Annotated in this window: 19 protein-coding genes; 15 read left to right on the plus strand and 4 right to left on the minus strand. The window is 71.8% G+C overall.

The genetic code is table 11. From position 1 onward, the window contains the following. The first annotated feature begins 77 nt into the window (after nt 1–77). Nucleotides 78–662, plus strand: coding sequence for a flavodoxin family protein (locus AC1Z4A_RS23875; RefSeq protein ID WP_483681889.1), 585 nt, complete (start codon nt 78–80; stop codon nt 660–662). Between the two features lie 60 nt (nt 663–722). Here the strand turns inward: AC1Z4A_RS23875 and AC1Z4A_RS23880 are convergent, their stop codons facing one another. Continuing rightward, nucleotides 723–1,817, minus strand: coding sequence for a CAP domain-containing protein (locus tag AC1Z4A_RS23880; protein ID WP_483681890.1), 1,095 nt, complete (start codon nt 1,815–1,817; stop codon nt 723–725). Between the two features lie 228 nt (nt 1,818–2,045). Here AC1Z4A_RS23880 and AC1Z4A_RS23885 point away from each other — a divergent pair, with 228 nt between their 5' ends. The 4 genes from AC1Z4A_RS23885 to AC1Z4A_RS23900 all read left to right on the plus strand — a co-directional run bounded on the left by AC1Z4A_RS23885 (nt 2,046) and on the right by AC1Z4A_RS23900 (nt 8,299). Then, nucleotides 2,046–2,327 carry an acylphosphatase gene (locus tag AC1Z4A_RS23885; protein ID WP_483681891.1) on the plus strand — a complete coding sequence of 94 codons (282 nt, stop codon included), beginning with the start codon at nt 2,046–2,048 and terminating at the stop codon, nt 2,325–2,327. Between the two features lie 394 nt (nt 2,328–2,721). Further along, on the plus strand, nt 2,722–2,928 hold the full coding sequence (locus tag AC1Z4A_RS23890) for a hypothetical protein (RefSeq protein ID WP_483681892.1): 207 nt from the start codon (nt 2,722–2,724) through the stop codon (nt 2,926–2,928). 191 nt (nt 2,929–3,119) lie between these two features. Continuing rightward, a complete protein-coding gene (smc, locus tag AC1Z4A_RS23895) occupies nt 3,120–6,680 on the plus strand; it encodes a chromosome segregation protein SMC (protein ID WP_483681893.1) in 3,561 nt (1,186 codons plus the stop codon). A gap of 200 nt (nt 6,681–6,880) precedes the next feature. Further along, nucleotides 6,881–8,299, plus strand: a complete 1,419-nt coding sequence (locus tag AC1Z4A_RS23900; protein ID WP_483681894.1) for a sugar porter family MFS transporter — start codon at nt 6,881–6,883, stop codon at nt 8,297–8,299. A 487-nt stretch (nt 8,300–8,786) separates the two neighbouring features. On the opposite strand, the gene AC1Z4A_RS23905 is transcribed toward AC1Z4A_RS23900, so the two are convergent. Then, a complete protein-coding gene (locus tag AC1Z4A_RS23905) occupies nt 8,787–10,286 on the minus strand; it encodes a purine-cytosine permease family protein (RefSeq protein WP_483681895.1) in 1,500 nt (499 codons plus the stop codon). 208 nt (nt 10,287–10,494) lie between these two features. Here AC1Z4A_RS23905 and ftsY point away from each other — a divergent pair, with 208 nt between their 5' ends. Next, the gene (ftsY, locus tag AC1Z4A_RS23910; protein WP_483681896.1) at nt 10,495–11,736 is read left to right on the plus strand and encodes a signal recognition particle-docking protein FtsY; all 1,242 of its coding nucleotides are present in this window, start codon (nt 10,495–10,497) and stop codon (nt 11,734–11,736) included. Nucleotides 11,737–11,864: 128 nt separating this feature from the next. On the opposite strand, the gene AC1Z4A_RS23915 is transcribed toward ftsY, so the two are convergent. Then, nucleotides 11,865–12,533, minus strand: a complete 669-nt coding sequence (locus AC1Z4A_RS23915; protein WP_483681897.1) for a bifunctional DNA primase/polymerase — start codon at nt 12,531–12,533, stop codon at nt 11,865–11,867. Between the two features lie 476 nt (nt 12,534–13,009). Between AC1Z4A_RS23915 and nsdA the strand changes: the two genes are divergently transcribed. The 5 genes from nsdA to ffh all read left to right on the plus strand — a co-directional run bounded on the left by nsdA (nt 13,010) and on the right by ffh (nt 20,696). Further along, the gene (nsdA, locus tag AC1Z4A_RS23920) at nt 13,010–14,560 is read left to right on the plus strand and encodes a transcriptional repressor NsdA (RefSeq protein ID WP_483681898.1); all 1,551 of its coding nucleotides are present in this window, start codon (nt 13,010–13,012) and stop codon (nt 14,558–14,560) included. A gap of 303 nt (nt 14,561–14,863) precedes the next feature. Then, on the plus strand, nt 14,864–16,150 hold the full coding sequence (locus tag AC1Z4A_RS23925) for an ammonium transporter (protein ID WP_483681899.1): 1,287 nt from the start codon (nt 14,864–14,866) through the stop codon (nt 16,148–16,150). Beyond that, nucleotides 16,147–16,485: a P-II family nitrogen regulator gene (locus tag AC1Z4A_RS23930; protein ID WP_483681900.1), complete on the plus strand. Its 339-nt coding sequence runs from the start codon at nt 16,147–16,149 to the stop codon at nt 16,483–16,485. The genes AC1Z4A_RS23925 and AC1Z4A_RS23930 overlap by 4 nt, the downstream gene beginning before the upstream one ends. A 17-nt stretch (nt 16,486–16,502) precedes the next feature. After that, nucleotides 16,503–18,923 (plus strand): [protein-PII] uridylyltransferase, encoded by a 2,421-nt coding sequence (locus AC1Z4A_RS23935; RefSeq protein WP_483681901.1) that lies wholly within the window; start codon nt 16,503–16,505, stop codon nt 18,921–18,923. 225 nt (nt 18,924–19,148) lie between these two features. Beyond that, complete coding sequence (gene ffh, locus AC1Z4A_RS23940; RefSeq protein ID WP_483681902.1) at nt 19,149–20,696, plus strand: signal recognition particle protein; 1,548 nt, start codon at nt 19,149–19,151, stop codon at nt 20,694–20,696. An 84-nt stretch (nt 20,697–20,780) separates the two neighbouring features. On the opposite strand, the gene AC1Z4A_RS23945 is transcribed toward ffh, so the two are convergent. Beyond that, nucleotides 20,781–21,608, minus strand: a complete 828-nt coding sequence (locus AC1Z4A_RS23945) for a class I SAM-dependent methyltransferase (protein WP_483681903.1) — start codon at nt 21,606–21,608, stop codon at nt 20,781–20,783. Nucleotides 21,609–21,914: 306 nt separating this feature from the next. Here AC1Z4A_RS23945 and proS point away from each other — a divergent pair, with 306 nt between their 5' ends. From proS to AC1Z4A_RS23965, 4 genes are all read left to right on the plus strand, one after another. Then, nucleotides 21,915–23,330: a proline--tRNA ligase gene (proS, locus tag AC1Z4A_RS23950; RefSeq protein ID WP_483681904.1), complete on the plus strand. Its 1,416-nt coding sequence runs from the start codon at nt 21,915–21,917 to the stop codon at nt 23,328–23,330. A 243-nt stretch (nt 23,331–23,573) separates the two neighbouring features. Then, entirely contained in the window at nt 23,574–24,164 is a 591-nt protein-coding gene (locus AC1Z4A_RS23955) for a hypothetical protein (protein WP_483681905.1), read from the plus strand. 155 nt (nt 24,165–24,319) lie between these two features. Beyond that, on the plus strand, nt 24,320–24,754 hold the full coding sequence (gene rpsP, locus AC1Z4A_RS23960) for a 30S ribosomal protein S16 (RefSeq protein ID WP_483681906.1): 435 nt from the start codon (nt 24,320–24,322) through the stop codon (nt 24,752–24,754). A gap of 2 nt (nt 24,755–24,756) precedes the next feature. After that, complete coding sequence (locus AC1Z4A_RS23965) at nt 24,757–24,996, plus strand: RNA-binding protein (RefSeq protein WP_030267150.1); 240 nt, start codon at nt 24,757–24,759, stop codon at nt 24,994–24,996. Nucleotides 24,997–25,102 lie beyond the last annotated feature (106 nt).

Below are 25,102 nucleotides of genomic sequence, written 5' to 3' on the forward strand. Positions count from 1 at the left end.
CCGAGGGTTGCGCTTTCCAAAAGTTAGTGCTTTCCTTTCGTCACCCAGTCAGCGCCCCAGCTTTTCAGGAGCCCCTTGTGACCACGCCCGTCGTCTCCATCGCCTACCACTCCGGCTTCGGCCACACCGCCGTGCTCGCCGAGGCCGTCCGGGCCGGTGCGGCCGAGGCCGGCGCGACCGCCGGCCTGATCAACGTTGCCGAGATCACCGACGCGCAGTGGGAGCAGCTCGACGCCTCCGACGCGATCGTCTTCGGCTCGCCCACCTACATGGGCACCGCCTCGGGCGCCTTCCACGTCTTCGCCGAGGCCACCGCCAAGCGCTGGTTCACCCGCGCCTGGCAGGACAAGATCGCCGCCGGCTTCACCAACTCCGCCTCCAAGAGCGGTGACAAGCTGCACACCCTGCAGTTCTTCTCGGTCCTCGCGGCCCAGCACGGCATGCACTGGGTCGGCCTGGGCATGCTGCCCGGCTGGAACAGCTCCACGGCCTCCGAGAACGACCTCAACCGCCTGGGCTTCTTCCTCGGCGCCGGTGCCCAGACCGACAACGACCAGGGCCCTGAGGGTGTGCACAAGGCCGACATAGCCACCGCCGAGCAGCTCGGCCGCCGCGTCGCCGAGCAGGCCCGGATCTACGCCGCGGGCCGCGCCGCCGTCTGACCGTCCGTATGCCGCGAGCCGCGGTGCCCGGCCCGGGCACCGCGGCTCGCGGCATACGCGTCAGTAGCCGAAGTCCTGGGTCCAGTAAGGGCCGTTGCCCCCGTGCTGCACACCGACGCCGATGCTCCGGTAGTCGCAGTTGAGGATGTTCGCGCGGTGGCCGCTGCTGTGCATCCAGGCGTCCATCACGGTCTGCGCGTCCGGGTGGCCGCGGGCGATGTTCTCGCCGCCGAGGTTCTTGATGCCGCGCCTGGCCGCCCGGTCCCAGGGGGACTTGCCGTCCGGGTCGGTGTGGTCGAAGAAGCTGCGCTTGGCCATGTCGTCGCTGAACGACTGGGCGAGCCTGCTCAGCCTGGAGTCGGCCCGCAGCGGGCGGCAGCCCGCCTTCGCCCGCTCGGCGTTGACCAGCGTCAGCACCAGGTGCGCCGCGGCCGAATGGGGGTCGGCCAGCGCCGCGGCCCGCACGGCCGTGCCGTCGTCGGCGGCGGAGCCGCGCTCCGTGACCGCGGTGACGGCTGCCGCGGCGGCGACCGAGCCGGCGGTCCGGGGGGCCCCGTGCCCCGGACGGCCGGCCGGGCCGGTGCTCCCGGACGGGGGCGGCGCGGAGGACGGTACCGAGGGCGGCGGCCGCTCGGCGCTCCTGCTCACGGGGACGTCCCCGCGGTCCTCCGGAGCGGCCCGGTCCGGGGCCGCGGCCCGGGCGTCGGAGCCGGCAGGCACGGCCTGCGCCGCCCGCTCCGGCCGTGCCTGCCGGTCCTGCTGCTGCGCGCCGGCGCGGTCGGCGGCCGTGGTGGGCCGGGAGGGCCGCTCGGGTTCGGCGTGCGGGCCGTCGGCCCGCACCTGACCGCTGGCGCCCAGGCCGGTCGAGGGTCCGGCGCCGCCGTCGACGAAGAAGACGCTGCCGGGCAGCAGGCCGGAGACCATGGCGACGGCGCTCATCGCCACCGCGGCCGAGGCCCCGAGCAGGCCCGTCCGGCGGGCGGCCGGAGCCGTCCGGAGCGCCTTGCCCTTCTCGGCCACGGTCTTGGCGGTCCGGCCCGCCTTGGCCCGCCTGGGTCTGTGGGGGCTGCGGTGACGCCCGGCGCCCGTGGGGCCGGTGCGAATGACGGGGATGGGCTGGGTGATCGCCTCGGCCGGGTCCTCGGGGGCGGGCACGCCGGCCGGTTTGCTCGTCAGAGGAGGCCGGACTTTATGGGCGGGGACTGCCGGGTCGTCGGCGGTCGCGCGGGCAGAGCGTCGATGGCGACCCATCCGCTGTCTTCCTCACGTGTTCGGCGGCAAAATGCGTCACTCGTACGGGGGAGCCTTATGTGGCCGCGACTGTACGGCACGGGACGCGGGGCCGAAGTGCTGCTTATGTAATTGGCCGGTTAACGTGCAGACATGAACGAGAATGTCCGTCTCACGGCGTGGGTCCGTGGACATGTGCAGGGTGTTGGCTTTCGTTGGTTCACTCGGGCCAACGCATTGCGCATCGGTGATCTCATCGGCTTCGCCTCGAACCTGCCCGACGGCCGCGTCCAGGTGGTTGCCGAGGGCTCCCGCCAGGAGTGCGAACAGCTGCTCGACTGGCTGCGGACGGGCGACACGCCCGGGCGCGTGGACGGCGTCACGGAACTCTGGGCGACCCCCAAGGGGGGCTACGACGGCTTCGAGATGCGATGAGCATGCGGCACGAAAATCGGATTCCGGTACGACGGGGGAGTGTCCGGGGAGTCGCGATTAATATGCCGCTGGCATATGCGAAGAACGGATATTGCCTGATGGTTGCCAACTCGGCTGCATCGTGGAAGGCTGCCTCTCAACGGATGATCTCTACGCCCCTCGGGCCCCGGGTGCGGAATGCGGCACGGATAACCGTGCGCACCCCCGGGACGCCTGCGGATACGGGGTGTGATCGTGTTGACCGTCAAACCATTTGGTGAGACTCTGGAAGCCCCGCGCACCTTAGCTGTTTGGCATTGAAACACCGCACGTCACGATGGCAGACACCGCGGGTGCGAATCCCTCACGACCCACACCGCTTCGGTCGGTCACTCAGTGTGGAGGACCATCCATCATGGCAAAGGCGCTTCTCGGTTACGTCGGCGGCTCCGACCCCCGAGTCCTCTCCGAGATGCGACGGCTCCAGCAGCGTGTCCAGGACCTCGAATCCGAGCTCATCCGGATGCAGGCCGAGAACGACGCGCTGACTGCCGCCGCTCACCACGGTGACTCGCTGCTCGACAGCATCGACGTATCGAAGGCGGAGCCTGCGCTCGCCTGACCTGTGCCCTGCCCCGGGGACCCAGAGGTCGGGCTGAACCGTCAGCCGCTAGAGAGTTAGCAGTTGCAAGGGACGCTTCGGCGTCCCTTCGTCGTATCCCGGCCGCCCCCCGAAAAATCGCCGTCGCCTCACGCATGATGTGCCCTGGAGCTTCCGGGGTGAAACCGAGATGAACGGTAGAGTCCTTCCGCGTGCACCTCAAGAGCCTGACCCTGCGCGGCTTCAAATCCTTCGCCTCTGCCACCACGCTGCGCTTCGAACCCGGCATCACCTGTGTCGTGGGCCCCAACGGCTCCGGGAAGTCCAATGTCGTCGACGCCCTCTCCTGGGTCATGGGGGAACAGGGCGCCAAGTCGCTGCGCGGCGGCAAGATGGAGGACGTCATCTTCGCCGGGACGACCGGCCGCCCCCCGCTGGGCCGCGCCGAGGTCTCCCTGACCATCGACAACTCCGACGGGGCGCTGCCCATCGAGTACGCCGAGGTCACCATCACGCGGATCATGTTCCGCAACGGCGGCAGCGAATACCAGATCAACGGTGACACCTGCCGCCTCCTCGACATCCAGGAGCTGCTCTCCGACTCCGGTATCGGCCGCGAGATGCACGTCATCGTCGGCCAGGGCCAGCTCGACTCCGTCCTGCACGCCGACCCCCAGGGCCGCCGCGCCTTCATCGAGGAGGCCGCCGGCGTCCTCAAACACCGCAAGCGCAAGGAGAAGGCGCTGCGGAAGCTCGACGCGATGAAGGCCAACCTCGCCCGCGTCCAGGACCTCACCGACGAGCTGCGCCGCCAGCTCAAGCCGCTCGGCCGGCAGGCCGCCGTCGCCCGCCGCGCCGCCGTCATCCAGGCCGACCTCCGCGACGCCCGGCTGCGGCTGCTCGCCGACGACCTGGTCGCCCTGCGCGAGGCGCTGCGCTCCGAGATCGCCGACGAAGCCGCCCTCAAGACCCGCAAGGAGGCGGCCGAGACGGAGCTGCGCGAGGCCGCCCGCCGCGAGGCCGCCCTGGAGGAACAGGTCCGCTGGCTGACGCCGCGCCTGGCCGAGGCCCAGCAGACCTGGTACGAGCTGTCCCGCCTCGCCGAGCGCGTGCGCGGCACGATCGGCCTCGCCGACGCCCGCGTCACCAGCGCGACCGGCGCCCCCGCCGAGGAGCGCCGCGGTCGCGACCCCGAGGACCTGGAGCGCGAGGCCGCCCGCATCCGCGAGCAGGAGGCCGAACTCGAGGCCGCGCTGGAGGCGGCAGGCCGCGCCCTGGAGGACACCTCCCGGCACCGCGCCGACCTCGAACGCCGACTGGCCGAGGAGGAACGCCGCCTCCGGGACGCCGCCCGGGCGATCGCCGACCGCCGCGAACAGCTCGCCCGGCTGCAGGGCCGGGTCACCGCGGCCCGCGGCCGGGCCGCCTCCGCCGAGGCCGAGATCGGCCGCCTCGCCGCGGCCCGGGACGAGGCCGCCGAGCGCGCGGCGGCGGCCGCCGAGGAGTACGAGCGCCACCAGGCCGAAGCCGACGGCACCGACGCCGACGACGCCGAGCTGACCGGACGTCACCAGGACGCCAGAGCCGCCCTCGTCGAGGCCGAGACCGCCCTCAACGAGGCCCGCGAGGCCGCCGCCGAGGCCGAACGCCGCCGCGCCGCGATCACCGCCCGTCACGACGCCCTGGCCCTCGGCCTCCGTCGCAAGGACGGCACGGGCGCGCTGCTGTCTGCGAAGGAACGATTGGCCGGCCTCCTGGGCCCGGCCGCGGAACTCCTCTCCGTCACCCCCGGATACGAACTCCCCGTAGCCGCAGCCCTGGGCACGGCCGCCGACGCCCTCGCCGTCACCACCCCGGCGGCGGCCGCCGAGGCACTGCGCCTGCTGAAGAAGGAGGACGCGGGCCGCGCGACCCTGCTCCTCACCGACGCCCCCGAGCCCTCGGTCGGCCCGGCCCCCGGCGGCCGCCCCCCGGCGGCGGACCTCGTGCGGGGCCCCGCCGAGCTGATGCCCGCGGTCCGCAGGCTGCTGCGGGACATCGTGGTCGTCGACACCCTGGAGGACGCCGAGCACACGGTCGCCCTGCACCCGGAGCTGACCGCCGTGACGGCCGAGGGCGACCTGCTCGGCGCCCACTTCGCCCAGGGCGGCTCGAACAGCGCACCCAGCCTGCTGGAGGTGCAGGCGGCCGTCGACGAGGCGGCGGCCGAGCTGACCGAGCTGGACGCGCGCTGCACCGAGCTGGCCGCGGCCCGGCAGGCCGCCGTCGAGCACCGGGCCCGCTGTGCCGCGCTCGTCGACGAGCTGGCGGCCCGGCGCAGCGCCGCGGACCGCGAGAAGTCGCAGGCCGCCCAGGTGCTGGGCCGGCTCGCCGGCCAGGCGAAGGCCGCGGCGGGCGAGGCCGAGCGCACGGCCGCGGCGGCCGACCGGGCCCGCGAGGCCCTGGAACAGGCCACCGAGGAGGCCCGTGAACTGGCCGAGCGCCTCGCCGCGGCCGAGGAGCTGGGCCTCGACGACGAGGGCGACGAGCCCGACACCTCCGTCCGCGACCGCCTGGCCGCCGACGGCGCCAACGCACGCCAGACCGAGATGGAGGCGCGGCTCCAGGTCCGTACCCACGAGGAGCGGGTCAAGGCGCTGGCCGGGCGGGCGGACGGGCTCGACCGCGCCGCCCGCGCCGAGCGGGAGGCACGGGCCCGCGCCGAGCAGCGCCGGGCCCGGCTGCGCCACGAGGCCGAGGTCGCCTCCGCGGTGGCGGCGGGAGCACGTCAGCTGCTCGCCCATGTCGAGGCGTCGGTGCTGCGGGCGGACGAGGAGCGGCAGGCCGCCGAGTCGGCCAAGGCCGAGCGGGAGCGGGAGCTGACGGCCGAGCGCAACGCGTCCCGCGATCTCAAGGCCGAGCTGGACAAGCTCACCGACTCGGTGCACCGCGGCGAGGTCCTCGGCGCGGAGAAGCGGCTGCGCATCGAGCAGCTCGAGGCGAAGGCGCTGGAGGAGCTGGGCGTCGAACCCACCGTCCTGGTGGCCGAGTACGGCCCCGACCAGCCCGTACCCCCCTCGCCCCCGGCGGAGGGGGAGCAGCTGCCGGACGACCCGGAGCACCCCCGCAACCGGCCCGTCCCCTACGACCGCACGGCGCAGGAAAAGCGTCTGAAGGCGGCCGAGCGCGCCTACCAGCAGCTGGGCAAGGTCAACCCGCTCGCCCTGGAGGAGTTCGCGGCACTGGAGGAACGCCACCAGTTCCTCTCGGAACAGCTGGAGGACCTCAAGAAGACCCGCAGCGACCTCCTTCAGGTGGTGAAGGACGTCGACAAGCGGGTCGAAGAGGTCTTCACGGCGGCGTACCACGACACGGCGCGCGAGTTCGAGGGCGTCTTCTCCCGGCTGTTCCCCGGGGGCGAGGGCCGGCTGGTCCTCACGGACCCGGACGACATGCTGGCCACCGGCGTGGACGTGGAGGCCCGCCCGCCGGGCAAGAAGGTCAAGCGCCTGTCGCTCCTCTCGGGCGGCGAGCGCTCGCTGACGGCGGTGGCCCTGCTCGTGGCGATCTTCAAGGCGCGCCCGAGCCCCTTCTACGTCATGGACGAGGTGGAGGCGGCGCTGGACGACACCAATCTCCAGCGCCTGATCGGGATCATGAAGGAACTCCAGGAGAGTTCCCAGCTGATCGTGATCACTCACCAGAAAAGGACCATGGAAGTGGCCGACGCCCTTTACGGGGTGTCGATGCAGGGCGACGGAGTGTCAAAGGTGATCAGCCAGCGCCTGCACTGAACCCCGAAGTCTTCAACTCCTGAAGCCAACAACAGAAAAACCCCACACAAACAACTTGGTCACAACCTATTGACTTAGAGAATTGAAGGCATAGGGTCTCCCACGTTGCTTACGCCTTCAAGTGGTGGTCGTTTCGATCTTGTGCCCCACGGGAAAGGCCCCCCCACCCCGGCAACGTGGCCGGGCTCCAGGAGTACACGTTGACCAGCACTGCGACGGCGCAGGGGACCGAGGGCCGCAAGGCCCAGCCGGACCACCTCGGCCACGTCATCTTCATCACCGCGGCCGCGGCCATGGGTGGCTTCCTCTTCGGCTACGACAGCTCCGTGATCAACGGTGCGGTCGAGGGCATCCGCGGGAAGTACGACATCGGTTCCGCCGCCCTCGCCCAGGTCATCGCCATCGCGCTGATCGGCTGCGCGGTGGGCGCTGCCACCGCGGGCCGCGTCGCGGACCGGATCGGCCGCATCCGCGTGATGCAGATCTCCGCCACGCTCTTCACCATCAGCGCCGTCGGCTCGGCCCTGCCCTTCTCGCTCTGGGACCTCGCCTTCTGGCGCGTGCTCGGCGGCATCGCGATCGGCATGGCCTCGGTCATCGGCCCGGCCTACATCGCCGAGGTCTCGCCGCCGGCCTACCGCGGCCGCCTCGGCTCCTTCCAGCAGGCCGCGATCGTCGTCGGCATCGCCATCTCCCAGCTCGTCAACTGGGGCATCCTCAACCTCGCCGACGGCGAACAGCGCGGCAAGGTCATGGGCATCGAGGCCTGGCAGCTGATGCTCGGCGTCATGGTCGTCCCGGCCGTCCTCTACGGCCTGCTCTCCTTCGTGATCCCCGAGTCCCCCCGCTTCCTGATCTCGGTCGGCAAGCTCGACAAGGCCAAGGCCGTCCTGGCCGATGTCGAGGGCAAGGGCACCGACCTCGACGCGCGCGTCGCCGAGATCGAGCACGCGATGAACAACGAGCAGAAGTCCACCTTCAAGGACCTCCTCGGCGGCAAGGCGGGCCTGCTGCCCATCGTCTGGGTCGGCATCGGCCTCTCCGTCTTCCAGCAGCTGGTCGGCATCAACGTCGCGTTCTACTACTCGGCGACCCTGTGGCAGTCCGTGGGCATCGACCCGAGTGACTCGTTCCTCTACTCGTTCACCACGTCGATCATCAACATCGTCGGCACCGTGATCGCGATGATCTTCGTCGACCGCGTCGGCCGCAAGCCGCTCGCGCTGGTCGGCTCCGCCGGTATGGCGATCTCCCTCGCCCTTGAGGCATGGGCCTTCGCCTCCAAGGCCGCCGACGGCTCGCTGCCCACCACCCAGGGCACGGTGGCGCTGGTCGCCGCCCACGCGTTCGTGCTCTTCTTCGCCCTCTCCTGGGGCGTGGTGGTCTGGGTCTTCCTCGGCGAGATGTTCCCCAACCGGATCCGCGCTGCGGCGCTCGGTGTGGCCGCGGCCGCGCAGTGGGTGGCGAACTGGGTCATCACGGCGAGCTTCCCGAGCCTGGCGGACTGGAACCTGTCGGGTACGTACGTCATCTACGCGGTCTTCGCCGTGCTCTCGATTCCCTTCGTGATGAAGTTCGTGAAGGAGACCAAGGGCAAGGCGCTGGAGGAGATGGGCTAATACCCCGCCGCTCCTCTCCTCGAAGGGCGCTGCCCCCGGCTCACGCGAGCCGGGGGCAGCGCCCTTTTTGCGCTGCGCGGGCCTTTCCCCACCCCGCCCCTTCCCGAACTGGGGGCTTCGCCCCCAGGCCCCCATTGGTTGCTGCCCGGTGGGCTGGTTTGTGCCCACCCTCCCCCATTGCCTGAACGGCATGGGGGCACCCCCATCGCCCTGCGGAACGCCTGCCCACAAACCGCCTGCAGACGCGCTTCGGCGGGAGGGGGCGGGGTGGGGTGGGTGCTTCGGGGGCGTGAGTGATATTTGCGGCCCAAGTTCCGGGTGAAGAAGGCAACTTGGGGCAACGGGCCGTAAATATTACAGCCCCGGAAGTGCCCACCCCACCCCGCCCCCGACCCACCCACAGCGCACCGCGCCCCGCGCCCCGCGCACCGCACAAACGAAGAGGGCCCCCGAAACCGGGGGCCCTCAACACGGTCCGTCAGGACACTTACGCGGCAACCTTCTCGCGCTCGCGCTCAGGCGCAGCCGCCGAAACCACGTTCTCGCGCGGAGCGGGAAGCACAGCCATCACCACCGCCGAGATGACGATCGTCGCCGCCCACCCCAGGCCGTACTTGCCGACGAACGTCGACGACAGCGGCCCGCTGAACCAGGCGCACTCCGTGAAGGAGATGCCCGCCGCCAGCGCCACGGCCCACGCCGTCATCGCCTGCCAGCAGAAGCCGCCCACGTACCAGTACTTGCTCGTGCGGCCCGTGTCCATCAGCGCCTCGGCGTCGTACCGAACGGCCCGCTTGCGCCGCCGCAGCATGTCCACAGAGTAGACGCCGATCCACGCGGAGAAGGAGACGGCCAGCAGGATCAGGAAGGTGATGAACGAGCTGAGGAAGCTCTTGGCGACGAGCATCAGCATCAGACCGCCCACCAGGGAGATCATCGCGTTGATGCTCACGGCCATCGCGCGCGGCAGCTTGACGCCCATGGTCTGGGCGGTGAAGCCGGCCGAGTACATGGAGAGGCTGTTGATCAGCAGCATGCCCACGATCGCGGTGACGAGGTAGGGAACGGCCAGCCAGGTCGGCAGGATGTCGCCGAGGAAGGACACGGGGTCCGGGGCGTCGGCCAGACCGGGCGTGGCCACGGCCATCACCGCACCCATGAGCACCATCGGCACCATGACGATGCCCGCACCGGAGACGGTGGCCCCGACGATCTTCTTGCCCGAGGCGGCGTGCGGCAGGTAGCGGGCGAAGTCGGGCCCGGTCGGCACCCAGCTGATGCCGCCGGCGGCGATCGTGCCGATGCCGGCGATCATCATCGCGGTCGTGCCGGCGGGCTTGGAGAAGACGTCGTCCCACTTGATGTGGGTGATCAGGTAGCCGAGCACCAGCACGCTGAAGATGCCGAACAGGTAGGTCGACCACTTGTTGCACACGTTGAGCGCCTTGCGCCCCATGCCGCTCACCAGGAACGTGCAGGCGACGAACACGAACAGCGTGATCACGATCAGCACGTTGTTGCTCTTCACGCCGAAGACCAGGTCGAGCACGGTCAGCACGGCGTACGCACCGGTGACCGCGTTGATGGTCTCCCAGCCGAAGCGGGCGACCCAGAGGATCGCGCCGGGGAAGAGGTTCCCGCGCACGCCGAACGTGGCCCGGGAGAGCATCGCGCCGGGCGCGCCGCCCCACTTGCCGGAGACGGACAGAACGCCGACGAGGCCGAACGAGACGACCGCGGCACACGCGGCGACGATCAGAACCTGCCAGAAGTTCAGCTTGTTGAAGACCACCAGGGCCGCACCCATGGTGAGCAGCAGCACGCTGATGTTGGCGGCGACCCAGGTCGGGAAGAGCTCCCGCACCCGGCCGTGCCGCTCGTGATCGGGTACGGGCTCGATGCCGCGGGTCTCGATGGCGCTGTCGGCGCCGGCGGCAGTGCTGGACGCGTTGGCGCCGTTGGCAGCGTCGTCCATGTGTGGGGCCATGTCGGGGGGCTCCGTGCAGATCGAACAGGGCGGGGCCTGGGCAGAAAGGGACGTTGGGACTCTACGCGCGTCGCGTGAGCCCACGCCATCGTACTTTGCTCTAACTTTGGCCGGTTAGTGCCATTGGTCCTTGTGGAAAACGACAAAGACGACCCGCGAACCTGCGGGGCAGCGCCCTCGCGCCGAGGTGTCCGATACTGGGTGCGTTATGGACATCGTCATCCTTGCTGTAGTCATCGCTGTGGTCGCGCTCGGCGCGATCAGCGGGCTCGTGGTCAGCAGCCGCAAGAAGAAGCAGCTGCCCCCCGCTCCGCCGCCGAGCAGCCCGTCCGTCACCGCGCCGCCCGCCGAACCGCACGTCGGCGAGGAGGCCGAAACCGCGCGGCCGCAGCCGCGCCGCACCATAGAGGAAGTGGAGCTTCCCGAGGCCCCGGCCCCGGAGGAGACCGCACCCGTGGTCGAGCCGGAGACGGCGGCGCCCGCCGCCCCGGCCGAGCCCGGGATCGAGGTTCCGGAACCCACCGCGGGCCGCCTCGTGCGCCTGCGCGCCCGGCTGTCCCGCTCGCAGAACTCCCTCGGCAAGGGCCTGCTGACCCTGCTCTCCCGCGAGCACCTCGACGAGGACACCTGGGAGGAGATCGAGGACACCCTGCTGACCGCCGACGTCGGCGTCGCCCCCACCCAGGAGCTGGTGGAGCGGCTGCGCGAGCGCGTCAAGGTGCTCGGCACCCGCACCCCGGAGGAGCTGCGCGAGCTGCTCCGCGAGGAGCTGATCGCGCTCATCGGCCGGGACCAGGACCGCAGCGTCCACACCGAGCCCGGTGTCGGCGTGAACGGCGAGGAGAAGCCCGGCGTCGTGATGGTCGTCGGTGTCAACGGCACCGGCAAGACCACCACCACCGGCAAGCTCGCCCGCGTCCTGGTGGCCGACGGCAAGTCCGTCGTCCTCGGTGCGGCCGACACCTTCCGCGCGGCCGCCGCGGACCAGCTCCAGACCTGGGGCGAGCGCGTGGGCGCCCGTACGATCCGCGGCCCGGAGGGCGGCGACCCGGCGTCGATCGCCTTCGACGCCGTGAAGGAGGGCATCGCCGAGAACGCGGACGTCGTCCTGATCGACACCGCCGGCCGCCTGCACACCAAGACCGGTCTCATGGACGAGCTGGGCAAGGTCAAGCGGGTCGTGGAGAAGCACGGCTCGGTCGATGAGATCCTGCTGGTCCTGGACGCCACGACGGGCCAGAACGGCCTGATGCAGGCGCGGGTGTTCGCCGAGGTCGTGAACATCACCGGCATCGTGCTCACCAAGCTGGACGGCACCGCCAAGGGCGGCATCATCGTCGCGGTCCAGCGCGAGCTGGGCGTGCCGGTGAAGCTGGTGGGCCTGGGCGAGGGCGCGGACGACCTGGCTCCGTTCGAGCCGGAGGCGTTCGTCGACGCCCTGCTGGGCTGACCGTCACCGCCTGACCGGCAACCGAACGAGCCCCGTCGCAGCAACTGCGACGGGGCTCGCTCTGTACTCGGACAGCCGACAGCCGACAGCCGACAACCAGCAACCGGCCCCGGGCGGCCGGGCCGCCCCTACGCCCCGGCCGACCGGTGGCACACGTACGCCAGCGTCCCCAGCAGCAGCCGCGCCTCCGGCGGCCGCCCCGCGGTGTCCAGAGCGGGCGGCAGCAGCCACCGCATGGGGCCGAGGCCCGCGAAGTCGGAGGGCGGCGCCGTCACATGGTCGCCGCGGCCCAGGCCGCGCAGGTCGAGCCGGGCGTCGTCCCAGCCCATCCGGTACAGCAGCTGGGGGAGTTCCGCCGCGGCCCCCGGGGCGACGAAGAAGAGCGCCCGCCCGTGCGGCGTGAGCGCCACCGGGCCGAGCGGCAGCCCCATCCGCTCCAGCCGCGCCAGCGCGTGCCGGCCCGCCGCCTCCGGGACCTCCAGGACGTCGAACGACCGCCCGACGGGCAGCAGCACGGCCGCGCCCGGCACCTCGGCCCACGCGGCCGCGGCCTCGTCCAGCGTGGAGCCCGCGGGGACGGGTACGGCGAAGGACAGCGGATGGGCGCCGGGGGAGGGGCAGCCGGCGGCGCCGCACGAGCAGCTCACCCGGCCGCCGCGGGAGGCCCGGGCGCCCGCCACGACGTCCCACCCCCACAGGCCGGTGTACTCCGCGACCGTGGTCACCGGATCCGACGCGCGGCCTCGGCGTCGAGAGCTCGAGCGCAGATCCCGGATGCCGCCGATTGTGAAGCCCATGCCCCCTCCAACGGGTCGTGCTCGCAGATGGTTACGTGTCGGAGTGTCTCGGACACGTACGGTCGCGGGCTCGTCCTTCTGGGCGGCGCGACGGTGCGCGATGGGTGGTGCGGCGCGATCCGCGCGCCGTGGCGTACACCGGTCCACCGTTCCGCTGGTTTTCGTTCGGTCGTCCCGTGTCAAGTCAAGCGCGATGAGGGCCGGAGTGGTTCATTCGTTGGGGTGGCGAATGGTGGCGTTTACTGGACTGCTCTCGCGGGACCGGTGATCGTAGGATTACTTTCGGTGCAGGAACCCCGCCGGACGACTGCCGGATTCGCGGCCGCAAGTGGCGGCGGGCTGCCGGTGGTTGACGCGCGGACGCGCAGGACGCGGGATGCATGCCGCACGCAGCGCGTGGAGTAGGGCGCGTGGCGTGTGCGCACAAGGCGCGTGGATGTGCAGGCTGTTGCAGAGCTTCGGATGGGGGCGTACCCGTGGGCGGCAGTGTCAGCGGTACCGGTGGTGCCGACAGGGCCGAGAAAGCAGACAGGACCGACGGCAGGGCCGAGAAGGCGGAATCCTCGGCGCCCTCGGCGAAGCGCCCGAACGAGCAACTGAACTCGTGGTTCCTGCGCAGCGGCTGGTCGAAGGGCGAGCTGGCCCGCCAGGTGAACCGCAGGGCCCGCCAGCTGGGCGCCCATCACATCAGCACCGACACCTCCCGCGTGCGCCGCTGGCTCGACGGCGAGCAGCCGCGCGAGCCCATCCCGAAGATCCTTTCCGAGCTGTTCTCCGAGCGCTTCGGCTGTGTCGTGGGCATCGAGGACATCGGGCTGCGCCCCGTGCACCGGTCGCCGTCGGTGTCGGGGGTGGACCTGCCCTGGGCCGCCCCCCAGACCGTGGAGCTGCTCAGCGAGTTCTCCCGCAGCGACCTGATGCTGGCCCGCCGCGGCTTCCTCGGTGCATCGCTGGTCCTCTCCGCCGGCCCCGCCCTCATCGAGCCCATGCAGCGCTGGCTGGTCCCCGGCCCCACCGGCCGGGAGAAGGCCCAGCGGGGCGGCGAGCGGGACCGCTCCCGCAGGTCCCGGCTCTCCCTGCCCGAGCTGGAGCTGCTGGAGTCCACGACCGTCATGTTCCGGCAGTGGGACGCCCAGTGCGGCGGCGGGCTGCGCCGCAAGGCCGTGGTGGGCCAGCTCCACGAGGTCACCGACCTGCTCCAGGAGCCGCAGCCGGAGGAGACCTCCAGGCGCCTGTTCCGGGTCGCCGCCGAGCTGGCCGAGCTGGCCGGCTGGATGAGCTACGACATCGGGCTGCACCCCACCGCCCAGAAGTACTTCGTGCTCGCCCTGCACGCCGCCAAGGAGGCCGGGGACCGCCCCCTGGGCTCGTACATCCTCTCCAGCATGAGCCGGCAGATGATCCACCTGGACCGGTCCGACGATGCGCTGGAGCTGATCCACCTCGGCCAGTACGGCTCGCGCGAGACGGCCACCCCGCGCACCCAGGCCATGCTGTATGCGATGGAGGCCCGCGCCTACGCCAACATGGGCCAGCCCGCCAAGGTCAAGCGCGCGGTCGGCATGGCCGAGGACTGCTTCGGCGACTGCAGCCCCGGCGACGCCGACCCGGACTGGATCCGCTTCTTCTCGGAGGCCGAGCTGAACGCGGAGAACGCCCACTCCTTCCGCGACCTCGCCTATGTGGCCGGGCGCAGCCCGACCTACGCCCAGCTGGCGCGGCCCAAGATGGAGCGCGCGGTCGAGCTGTTCTCGAGCGACAACGATCACCGGCGGTCGTATGCACTCAACCTCATCGGCATGGCCACGGTCCACCTGATGCAGCGTGAGCCGGAGGAGTCCACCGCCCCCGTCGAGCAGGCCCTCAGGATCGCCAGGCAGGTCCGCTCCGAGCGGGTGAACAACCGGCTCCGCAAGACCGTGGACACCGCCCTCCGCGACTTCGGCGACGTGCCCGCCGTACAGGAGCTGAGCGAGCAACTCGCCGCCCACCTGCCGGAACCGGTGGAGGCCGCCCACGCGGTCTGACGCCCCCGGCCCCCGTGCCCGGCCGCGACGGCCATCCCGTACAGCCCGACTCGGCTCCCCCACGCCAGGTCACACAGGGCGGGTCGTCGCGGTCGGTTCGTGCCCGCCGCGGCGGGCGGCGGAGGGCTCGGCGATCTCCGGCAGTTCACCCCTGCGTAACACTGCCGCTCCCTTCGTCACTGGCGTGAAACAGCCGACTCCATCGACTGAAACCGCGCTGCGTCAACCTCGTGGCCACACCGGCCCATCGGTAACACCGGCCCGCACGGGGGCATGGGCCGCCGCCGCGAGGAGACATCGACATTGAATGGCGCAGATACCGCATTCGTACTGATCAGTGCCGCGCTCGTGATGCTGATGACACCGGCCCTAGCCTTCTTCTACGGCGGCATGGTGCGCGTCAAGAGCGTCCTCAACATGCTGATGATGTCCTTCGTCTCGCTCGGCATCGTCAGCGTCCTGTGGGTGCTCTACGGCTACTCGCTCGCCTTCGGTGACGACATCGGCGGTGGCCTCCTCGGCAACCTCGACCACATCGGCTTCAAGGGCATCCGCCCCGAGACCCTGACCGGCGGCAAGGAAGGCATCCCGGTCTTCGCCTTCGCGCTCTTCCAGATGATGTTCGCCGTGATCACCCCGGCCCTGATGAGCGGCGCCCTGGCCGACCGCGTGAAGTTCAGCGCCTGGTCGCTGTTCATCACCCTGTGGGTGAGCATCGTCTACTTCCCGGTCGCGCACTGGGTCTGGCAGTCCGACGGCTGGCTCTTCAAGCTCAAGGTGATCGACTTCGCCGGAGGCACGGCCGTCCACATCAACGCCGGCATCGGCGCGCTCGCCGCCGTCCTCGTCGTCGGCAAGCGCATCGGCTTCAAGAAGGACCCCATGCGCCCGCACAGCCTGCCCCTGGTCGTGCTCGGCGCGGGACTGCTGTGGTTCGGCTGGTTCGGCTTCAACGCCGGCTCCGCGCTCGCCGCCAACGGCACCGCCGCCAACATGGCCATGAACACCCAGGTCGCCACCGGCGCCGCCATGCTCGGCTGGCTCGCCTACGAGCGCATCCGGCACGGCGCGTTCACCACCCTGGGCGCCGCCTCCGGCGCCGTGGCCGGGCTCGTCGCCATCACCCCCTCCGGCGCCGCCGTCAACGCCTTCGGTGCCATCCTCATCGGCCTGGTCGCCGGGGCCGTCTGCTCCTGGGCCGTGAGCCTGAAGTTCAAGCTCGGCTTCGACGACTCCCTCGACGTCGTCGGCGTCCACCTCGTCGGCGGCGTCATCGGCACCCTGCTCGTCGGCCTCCTCGCCACCGACGGCATCGGCGGCCTCACCCAGCTCGGCCGCCAGGCCGCCGGGGCGTTCTCGGTGCTGGCCTACTCCTTCACCGTCTCCTGGCTCCTCGCCAAGCTCGTCGACAAGACCATCGGCTTCCGGGCCGCCGAGGACGACGAGATCAGCGGCGTCGACCAGGCCTTCCACGCCGAGAGCGCCTACGACTTCAGCGCCGTCGGCGGCGCCCCGGCCTCCCGCGGTGCGCAGCACACCCCCGACCCGCAGCACCCGAACAACAAGTCCGACAAGAAGGTGGACGCGTGAAGCTCATCACCGCGGTCGTCAAGACCCACCAGCTCGACGCGGTCAAGACCGCCCTCCAGGCCTTCGGCGTCCACGGCCTGACCGTCACCGAAGTCAGCGGCTACGGCCGTCAGCGCGGCCACACCGAGGTCTACCGCGGCGCCGAGTACACCGTCGACTTCGTCCCCAAGATCCGCATAGAGGTCCTCGCCGAGGACGCCGACGCGGACGACATCGTCGACGTCATCGTCAAGACCGCCCGCACGGGCAAGATCGGTGACGGCAAGGTCTGGGTCGTCCCCGTCGAGACCGTCGTCCGCGTACGCACCAACGAGCGCGGCCCGGACGCGCTCTGAAAGATGTGGGAGCCCCAGTGACGGAGAACACCACCCGCACCGCCCGCGCGGAGCACGGCGGATACGCGGCGGCCCGGCTGCGGCTCCTGCACCACCGCGCCCTGTCCGGCGCACCCCTCCGCGCCGAGCTGGCCAGACTCACCGACGGCTGGCTCGGCGCGCTCCTCGGGCCCGCCCGGGGCGTCGCGCTCGTCGCCGTCGGCGGCTACGGGCGCGGCGAGCTGTCCCCGCGCAGCGACCTCGACGTCCTCCTGCTCCACGACGGCACCGCCGGGGCACCCGAGATCGCCGCCCTCGCCGACCGCGTCTGGTACCCCGTCTGGGACATGGGCCTCGCCCTCGACCACTCCGTCCGCACCCCGGCCGAGGCCCGCAGGACCGCCGCGGGCGACCTCAAGGTCCAGCTCGGCCTCCTCGACGCCCGCCACCTCGCCGGGGACCCCGCCCTCACCACGGCCCTGCGCACCACCGCCTACCAGGACTGGCGCGCCCAGGCCCCCGCCCGCCTGCCCGAACTGCGCGAGCTGTGCGAGGAGCGCGCCCGCAGCCAGGGCGAGCTGCGCTTCCTCCTGGAGCCCGACCTCAAGGAGGCCCGCGGCGGGCTGCGCGACGCCACCGCCCTGCGCGCCGTCGCCGCCTCCTGGCTCGCCGACGCCCCCCGCGAGGGCCTCGACCGCGCCCGCGCCCTCCTCCTCGACACCCGCGACGCCCTCCACCTCGCCACCGGCCGTGCCACCGACCGGCTCGCCCTCCAGGAGCAGGACCAGGTCGCCGCCGGCCTCGGCCTCCCCGACGCCGACGCCCTGCTGCGCACCGTCTACGAGGCCGCCCACACCGTCTCCTACGCCGCCGACGTCACCTGGCGCGAGGTCGGCCGCGTGCTGCGCGGCCGCTCCGGACGGCCCCGGCTGCGCCGCATCCTCGGCGGGCGCGGGGGCCGCGGCGGGTTCGTGGAGCCCGAGCGCATCCCGCTCGCCGAGGGCGTCGTCGAACAGGACGGCGAGGCCGTCCTGGCCCGCACCGCCCGCCCCGAGAGCGACCCCGTCCTGCCGCTGCGCGCCGCCGCGGCCGCCGCCCAGGCCGGGCTCCCGCTGTCGCCGCACACCGTGCGCCGACTCGCCGCCGCCGGCCCGCTGCCGGTGCCCTGGCCCGCGGAGGCCCGCGAGCAGCTCGTCACGCTGCTGGGCGCGGGGGAGCCCACGGTGGCCGTCTGGGAGGCCCTGGAGGCGGAAGGGCTCGTCTCCCGGCTGCTGCCCGAGTGGGCCCACGCGCGCTGCCGCCCGCAGCGCAACCCCGTCCACCGCTGGACCGTCGACCGGCACCTCGTCGAGACGGCCGTCCGGGCCGCCGCCCTCGCCCGCCGCGTCGACCGCCCCGACCTGCTGCTCGTCGCGGCCCTCCTGCACGACCTCGGCAAGGGGCACCCCGGCGACCACTCCGAGGCCGGTGCGGCGCTCGCCCGCGACATCGCCCCCCGGCTCGGCTTCGGCCCCGCCGACACGGCCGTCCTCGTCACGCTCGTCCGCCACCACCTGCTGCTCGCCGAGACCGCCACCCGGCGCGACCTCGACGACCCGGCGACCGTCCGCACGGTCACGGACGCCGTCACCGACGCGGGGACCCTGGAGCTGCTGCACGCCCTCACCGAGGCCGACGCCCTCGCCACGGGCCCGGCGGCCTGGAGCAACTGGCGCGCCTCCCTCGTGGCCGAGCTGGTCCGGCGCGCCGCGGCGGCGCTCGCCGGGGCGCCGGTCGCCGACCGCGCGGCACCGGCGCCGCCGAGCGCGGAGGAGGAGCGGCTGGCGGTCGAGGCGCTGCGCACGGCGGGCCCGGTGGTCGTGCTGCGCACCCGGCCGGAGGGCGAGGCCGTCGACGCCCCCGTGGGCGCCGAGCTGCTCGTCGCCCTCCCGGAGCGGTCCGGCGTGCTGCCCGCCACCGCGGGCGTCCTCGCCCTGAACCGGCTGACGGTCCGCGCGGCGGAGCTGCGCACGGTCGCCCCGGACCCGGCGCTCGGCGGCGCGCTGGTGCTGAGCTGGCGGGTGGCCGCCGAGTACGGCTCCCTGCCGGAGGCCGCCCGGCTGCGCAACGACCTCGTCCGGGCCCTGGACGGCACCCTGGACGTCGCCGGGCGGCTGGCGGAGCGGGAGGCTGCGTACGGGCGGCGGCGGACCGTTCACGCCCCGCCCCGGGTTACGGTCGCCCCCGACGGCGCGACGGACGCCACCGTCCTCGAAGTCCGCGCCCAGGACGCCCCGGGCCTGCTCCACCGCATCGGCCGCGCCTTGGAGGACGCCGGCGTACGGGTACGCAGCGCGCACGTCTCGACGCTGGGGGCGAGTGCGGTGGACGCGTTCTATGTGACGCGGGGTGACGGGTCGCTTCTGCTGGAAGCGGAGGCGGCGGCGGTGGTGAAGGCGGTGGAGGACGTGCTGGCGTGACCCAGCTGGGCGGCGGGGCGTTGAGTGGGGTGTGCTCCCCGCCGATGCGGGGGTGGTCCACCCGCACAGCAGGTCATGAAGACCGCCAAGGCGTGTTCCCCGCAGGTGCGGGGGTAAGAGGTCCTTGCCCGGCATCTTTCCGGGCAAGGGCCGCCCAGCTTTCCCGGCCGGATACCCTGGAGGCTGATTCATACCGCCCCCGACCTTCGAGGACCGACGAGCGCCGTGTTCGATACTCTCTCCGACCGCCTCAGCGCGACCTTCAAATCCCTGCGTGGCAAGGGGCGGCTGAGCGAGGCCGACATCGATGCCACGGCGCGCGAGATCCGCATCGCCCTACTGGAGGCAGACGTTGCTCTGCCCGTGGTGCGGGCGTTCATCAAGCAGGTCAAGGAGCGGTCACTCGGCTCCGAGGTCTCGCAGGCCCTGAACCCTGCCCAAATGGTGATCAAGATCGTCAACGAGGAGCTGATCGGCATCCTCGGCGGCGAGACCCGCCGCCTGCGGTTCGCCAAGACCGCGCCGACGGTGATCATGCTGGCCGGTCTCCAGGGTGCCGGTAAGACCACGCTCGCCGGAAAGCTCGGCCGCTGGCTGAAGACGCAGGGCCACGCGCCGCTGCTGGTCGCCTGCGACCTCCAGCGCCCCAACGCCGTGAACCAGCTGAGCGTCGTCGCCGAGCGCGCGGGCGTGGGCGTGTACGCGCCGCAGCCGGGCAACGGCGTGGGCGATCCGGTCCAGGTCGCCAAGGACTCCATCGAGTACGCCCGCACCAAGCAGTACGACGTCGTCATCGTCGACACCGCCGGCCGCCTCGGCATCGACGCCGAGATGATGCAGCAGGCCGCCGACATCCGTGATGCGGTCCAGCCGCAGGAAATCCTTTTCGTCGTCGACGCGATGATCGGTCAGGACGCGGTCAACACCGCCGAGGCCTTCCGCGACGGTGTGGGCTTCGACGGCGTGGTGCTCTCCAAGCTCGACGGCGACGCCCGCGGCGGTGCCGCGCTGTCGGTCGCGCACGTGACCGGCAAGCAGATCATGTTCGCCTCCAACGGCGAGAAGCTGGACGACTTCGACGCGTTCCACCCGGACCGCATGGCATCCCGCATCCTCGGCATGGGCGACATGCTCAGCCTGATCGAGAAGGCCGAGCAGACCTTCAGCCAGGCCGAGGCCGAGAAGATGGCGGCCAAGCTGGCGAAGGGCCCGAAGGAGTTCACGCTCGACGACTTCCTGTCGCAGATGGAGCAGGTCCGCAAGATGGGCTCCATCAGCAAGCTGCTCGGCATGCTGCCGGGCATGGGCCAGATCAAGGACCAGATCAACAACCTCGACGAGCGCGACGTCGACCGCACCGCCGCGATCATCAAGTCGATGACCCCGGCCGAGCGCCAGGACCCGACGATCATCAACGGCTCCCGCCGGGCCCGCATCGCCAAGGGCTCGGGCGTGGACGTCAGCGCGGTGAAGAACCTGGTCGAGCGGTTCTTCGACGCCCGCAAGATGATGTCCCGCATGGCCCAGGGCGGCGGCATGCCGGGGATGCCGGGGATGCCGGGCATGGGCGGCGGCCCGGGCCGGCAGAAGAAGCAGCAGAAGCAGGCCAAGGGCAAGCGCAAGAGCGGCAACCCGATGAAGCGCAAGGCCGAGGAGCAGGCCGCGGCCGCCCGCCGCGAGGAGGCGCAGGCCGGAAATCCGCTGGGCCTCCCGGCCGGGCAGGACGGTCAGGACTTCGAACTGCCCGAGGAATTCAAGAAGTTCATGGGCTGAGCCGCCGGAGCGGCTCGGCAAGGCGGCGGAAGCAGCCCCTCGACGGAAGTCGGGGGGCTGTTTCGCGTCCGCCCGCGGGCCCGTTCAGGCCCGGGCTATCAGATAGCGGAAGACGTTCGGCATCCACACCGTGCCGTCGCGCCGCAGATAGGGGTGGAGGGCCTCGGCGAGTTCCTTGGTGACCTGTTCCTCGTCGGTCGCGCGGGCGGCCGCGTCGAAGGCCCCCGTGGCCAGCAGGCCGCGCACCGCGCTGCTCATGTCGGCGTAGCCGTACGGGCAGGAGACGCGGCCGGAGCCGTCGGGCGCGAGGCCCGCGTCGCGGGCCAGGTTCTCCAGGTCGTCCCGCCCGCTGGGGCGCCAGCGGGCCGGGGCACACATCGGGTCGGCGAGGCGGGCCGCCACCCGCAGGGCGGCGGAGGCCGCACAGCGCTCCTGGGGCCCCCAGCCCGCGAGGACGACGGGGGCGCCGTGCTCGGCGTGCCGGGCGGCGCGGGAGAGGGTCTCCGCCAGGCCGCGGGGGTCACCGCCCGCGCAGAAGAGCGGGTCGAAGGCGGTGACGAGGTTGAAGGGCGGGTCGCCGGGGCCGAGGACGGTCTCGGGGCCGCCGAGGCCGAGGCGGGTGCCGTTGCCGGGGGAGCCCTCGGGCAGGAGCCGCTCGCGGGCCAGTTCCAGCCGGCGGCCGTCCCGGTCGACGCCGCGCACCCGGGCGCCGCGGGCCGCGGCCATCAGGAGGGCGAGCCCGGATCCGCAGCCGAGGCTGAGCAACCGGGTCCCGGGGCCGACGTCCAGGCGCTCGTACACCGCTTCGTAGAGCGGCACCAGCATCCGTTCCTGGATTTCCGCCCAGTCGCGGGCCCGGGATTCGGGCGAGGTCGAGGACGGCCGGTGCCGCCGTACGAGCGTTGGTGTCATCGAATGCGCCCCAATCCGCCGAAGACGAGTCCTGGTCCAGTAGCTGCCGCCCCCATGTGCCGTGCTGTCGTGCGTTCCGGTGCCGTGGTGCCGTCGTGCGCGCTGCGGAAAGCACCCCCCGATGCCAGAGAACTCCGCTTCCGTCCCCCAGTCCAGGGGGTGACGCGAGAAGTTCGCGCGGGCTTCACGGGGGCATGTGCCGGGTGCCGGCCGCGGCTCGTGTCCGTCGCGCGGAAAGGCCGGGAAGGCGGGGTTGCGGACCGACGGATTCACACTCGGCCGTACGCGCCCCGTACCATTCGCAGCATGGCAAAGGCTCCCATTCTCACCCCCCAGGCGGAAGACTTCCCGCGCTGGTACCAGGACTTGATCAACAAGGCCGAGCTGGCCGACAACGGCCCGGTGCGCGGCACCATGGTCATCCGCCCGTACGGCTATGGGCTCTGGGAGCGCATGCAGCAGGAGATGGACGCCCGCATCAAGGACGCGGGCGCCTCCAACGCGTACTTCCCGCTCTTCATCCCGCAGTCCTACCTGACGAAGGAGGCGGAGCACGTCGAGGGCTTCGCCCCGGAGCTGGCGGTCGTCACGCACGGCGGCGGCAAGGAGCTGGAGGAGCCGGTCGTCGTCCGGCCGACGTCCGAGACGATCATCAACGAGTACTTCTCGAAGTGGGTGCAGAGCTACCGCGACCTGCCCCTGCTGATCAACCAGTGGGCGAACGTGGTGCGTTGGGAGATGCGCCCGCGCGTCTTCCTGCGGACGAGCGAGTTCCTCTGGCAGGAGGGCCACACGGCCCACGCCACGTACGAGGACGCGCGCGACTACGCGGCCCGCATCCACCGGGACGTGTACTACGACTTCATGGTCAACGTCCTCGGCATCGACGTCGTCCTCGGCCGCAAGACGCCCAAGGAGCGCTTCGCGGGCGCGATCAACACCCTCACCCTCGAGGGCATGATGGGCGACGGCAAGGCGCTCCAGCTGGGCACCAGCCACGAGCTGGGCCAGAACTTCGCCAAGGCGTTCAACACCTCGTACCTGTCGAAGGACGGGCACCAGGAGCTGGTCTGGCAGACCTCCTGGGGTGTGTCGACCCGCATGGTCGGCGGTCTGATCATGTCCCACGGCGACGACAGCGGCCTCCGCGTGCCGCCGCGCCTCGCCCCCGTGCAGGCCGTGGTGCTGGCGATCAAGGGCGACGACGCCGTGCTCGCCAAGGTCCGGGAGATCGGCGACCAGCTGAAGGCTGCCGGGATCCGGGTGCAGGTCGACGACCGCACCGACACCCCCTTCGGCCGCCGCGCCGTGGACTGGGAGCTGAAGGGCGTCCCGGTCCGCATCGAGATCGGCCCGCGCGACCTGGAGAACGGCACCGCGATGCTGGCCCGCCGCATTCCGGGCGGCAAGGAGCCGGTGCGCATCGAGGAGCTGGCCGCGCTGCTGCCGAAGGTCCTGGAGGAGGACCAGGAGCTGCTGCTGCGCCAGTCGCGGGAGCGCCGCGAGTCCCGCACGACGGACGTCAAGACCATCGGGGAGGCCGCCGAGGCCGCCGTCGCCGGCGGCTGGGCGCGCATTCCGTGGGCGACGCTGGGCGCGGAGGGCGAGGCCGAGCTGGCCGAGCAGGCCGTGACCGTGCGCTGCCTGGTGGGCGAGGACGGCTCGGTGCCGGAGTCCGACGACGCCCCGGGCGCGGTCGCGATCGTCGCGCGCGCCTACTGATTCCCATGCCCCCGGGCGTGCGCCGCACGGCGCGTGCCCGGGGGTTTGCGCTGCGACGGGAGACTTACTCATGAGTCAGTACGTCCCACCTTGCGAACAGCTGCGCGACTCATCCGCCTTCTCCGCAGTTCTGCGCACCCGCCCTCGTCAGGACGCATCAGTCGGGAAACTGACTGGTACGTGCAAAATATTTGGGATGGCCCGGTATCGGAACACCGAGCCGTCCCGGCTCGTTGTCACGACGTGAGCACGACACCACCTGTTCTCGCCGCAGAGCTGGCACAGGCGTGGGCCGACATTCAGCGGTTCCACCCCGAGCTGCCGGATCTAGCCGCGCCCGAATCGTTGATCGGGGAGTCGTCGTCCGCCTGTGGCGCCGAGCTCTCCTTCGAAAGGCTGCTGCACGAGGCAGTGCACGGCATCGCGGCCGCCCGCGGTGTCCGGGACACCTCGCGCGCCGGCCGCTACCACAACCGGCGGTTCCTGGCGATCGCCGAGGAGCTGGGGCTCGACCACAGCGATGAGCCGCATCCCAGCAGTGGCTTCTCGCTGGTCGTGCTCAACCCGGAGGCGCGCAAGCGCTACCGCCCGACCATCGACAGACTCCAGCGGGCACTCAAGGCGCACACCGTCGCCACCGCGGCCGACACCTCGCGGTCGTTCCGGGGCCCGGCGGCCCGGCACGGCTCCTCCGGTGGCGGCGTGCGGGTGAAGGCGGTCTGCGACTGCGGGCGCAACGTCCGGGTCGTGCCGTCGGTGCTCGCCCAGGCGCCCATCATGTGCGGCGGCTGCGGCCAGCCCTTCCGGATCCCCGAGACCGTCTCGGTCGGCTGACCTGGAACCGTATGGCACAATGAGTGGCTGTACTCGACAGTCGCACAGGAACCCTCTCTCCTCCGACTGACGCGTCCATCGGGCACCCGAGTACCGCAACCCCACGTGGCATCTCGTTGTGCCCAACCACGTCAAGACCAGGAGACACCACTCCCGTGGCAGTCAAGATCAAGCTGAAGCGTCTGGGCAAGATCCGTTCGCCTCACTACCGCATCGTCGTCGCCGACTCCCGCACCCGCCGTGACGGCCGGGCCATCGAGGAGATCGGTCTGTACCACCCGGTGCAGAACCCCTCGCGCATCGAGGTCAACAGCGAGCGCGCCCAGTACTGGCTGAGCGTCGGCGCCCAGCCGACCGAGCCCGTGCTGGCCATCCTGAAGGTCACCGGCGACTGGCAGAAGTTCAAGGGTCTGCCGGCCCCGGCCCCGATGCTGGTCGCCGCGCCCAAGGCCGACCACAGCGGTCTCTTCGAGGCCGCCGTGAACGCCGCCGGCGAGGCGAAGGGTGAGGCCATCACCCCGAAGGCGAAGAAGTCGGAGAAGAAGGACGAGGCCGAGGCTGCCGAGTCCGTCGAGTCGACCGAGGCCTGAGGATGCTCGAGGAGGCCCTTGAGCACCTCGTGAAGGGCATCGTCGACAACCCCGACGACGTGCAGGTCGCCTCGCGCAACCTGCGCCGGGGGCGCGTGCTGGAGGTCCGGGTCCACCCCGACGACCTCGGCAAGGTGATCGGCCGCAACGGCCGCACCGCCCGCGCCCTGCGTACCGTCGTGGGCGCCCTCGGCGGCCGTGGCATCCGCGTCGACCTCGTCGACGTGGACCAGGTCCGCTGAGCAGCGATTGAGCACCGGCACGGGCCGGGAAGGGTTCCCCTTCCCGGCCCGTTGTCGCGTTCGTACGACTATGTTCATTGAAGAAGCGTGTTGTGAAGGATAGGTA

The sequence above is a fragment of the Streptomyces sp. 17_S59 genome, from assembly GCF_056930295.1.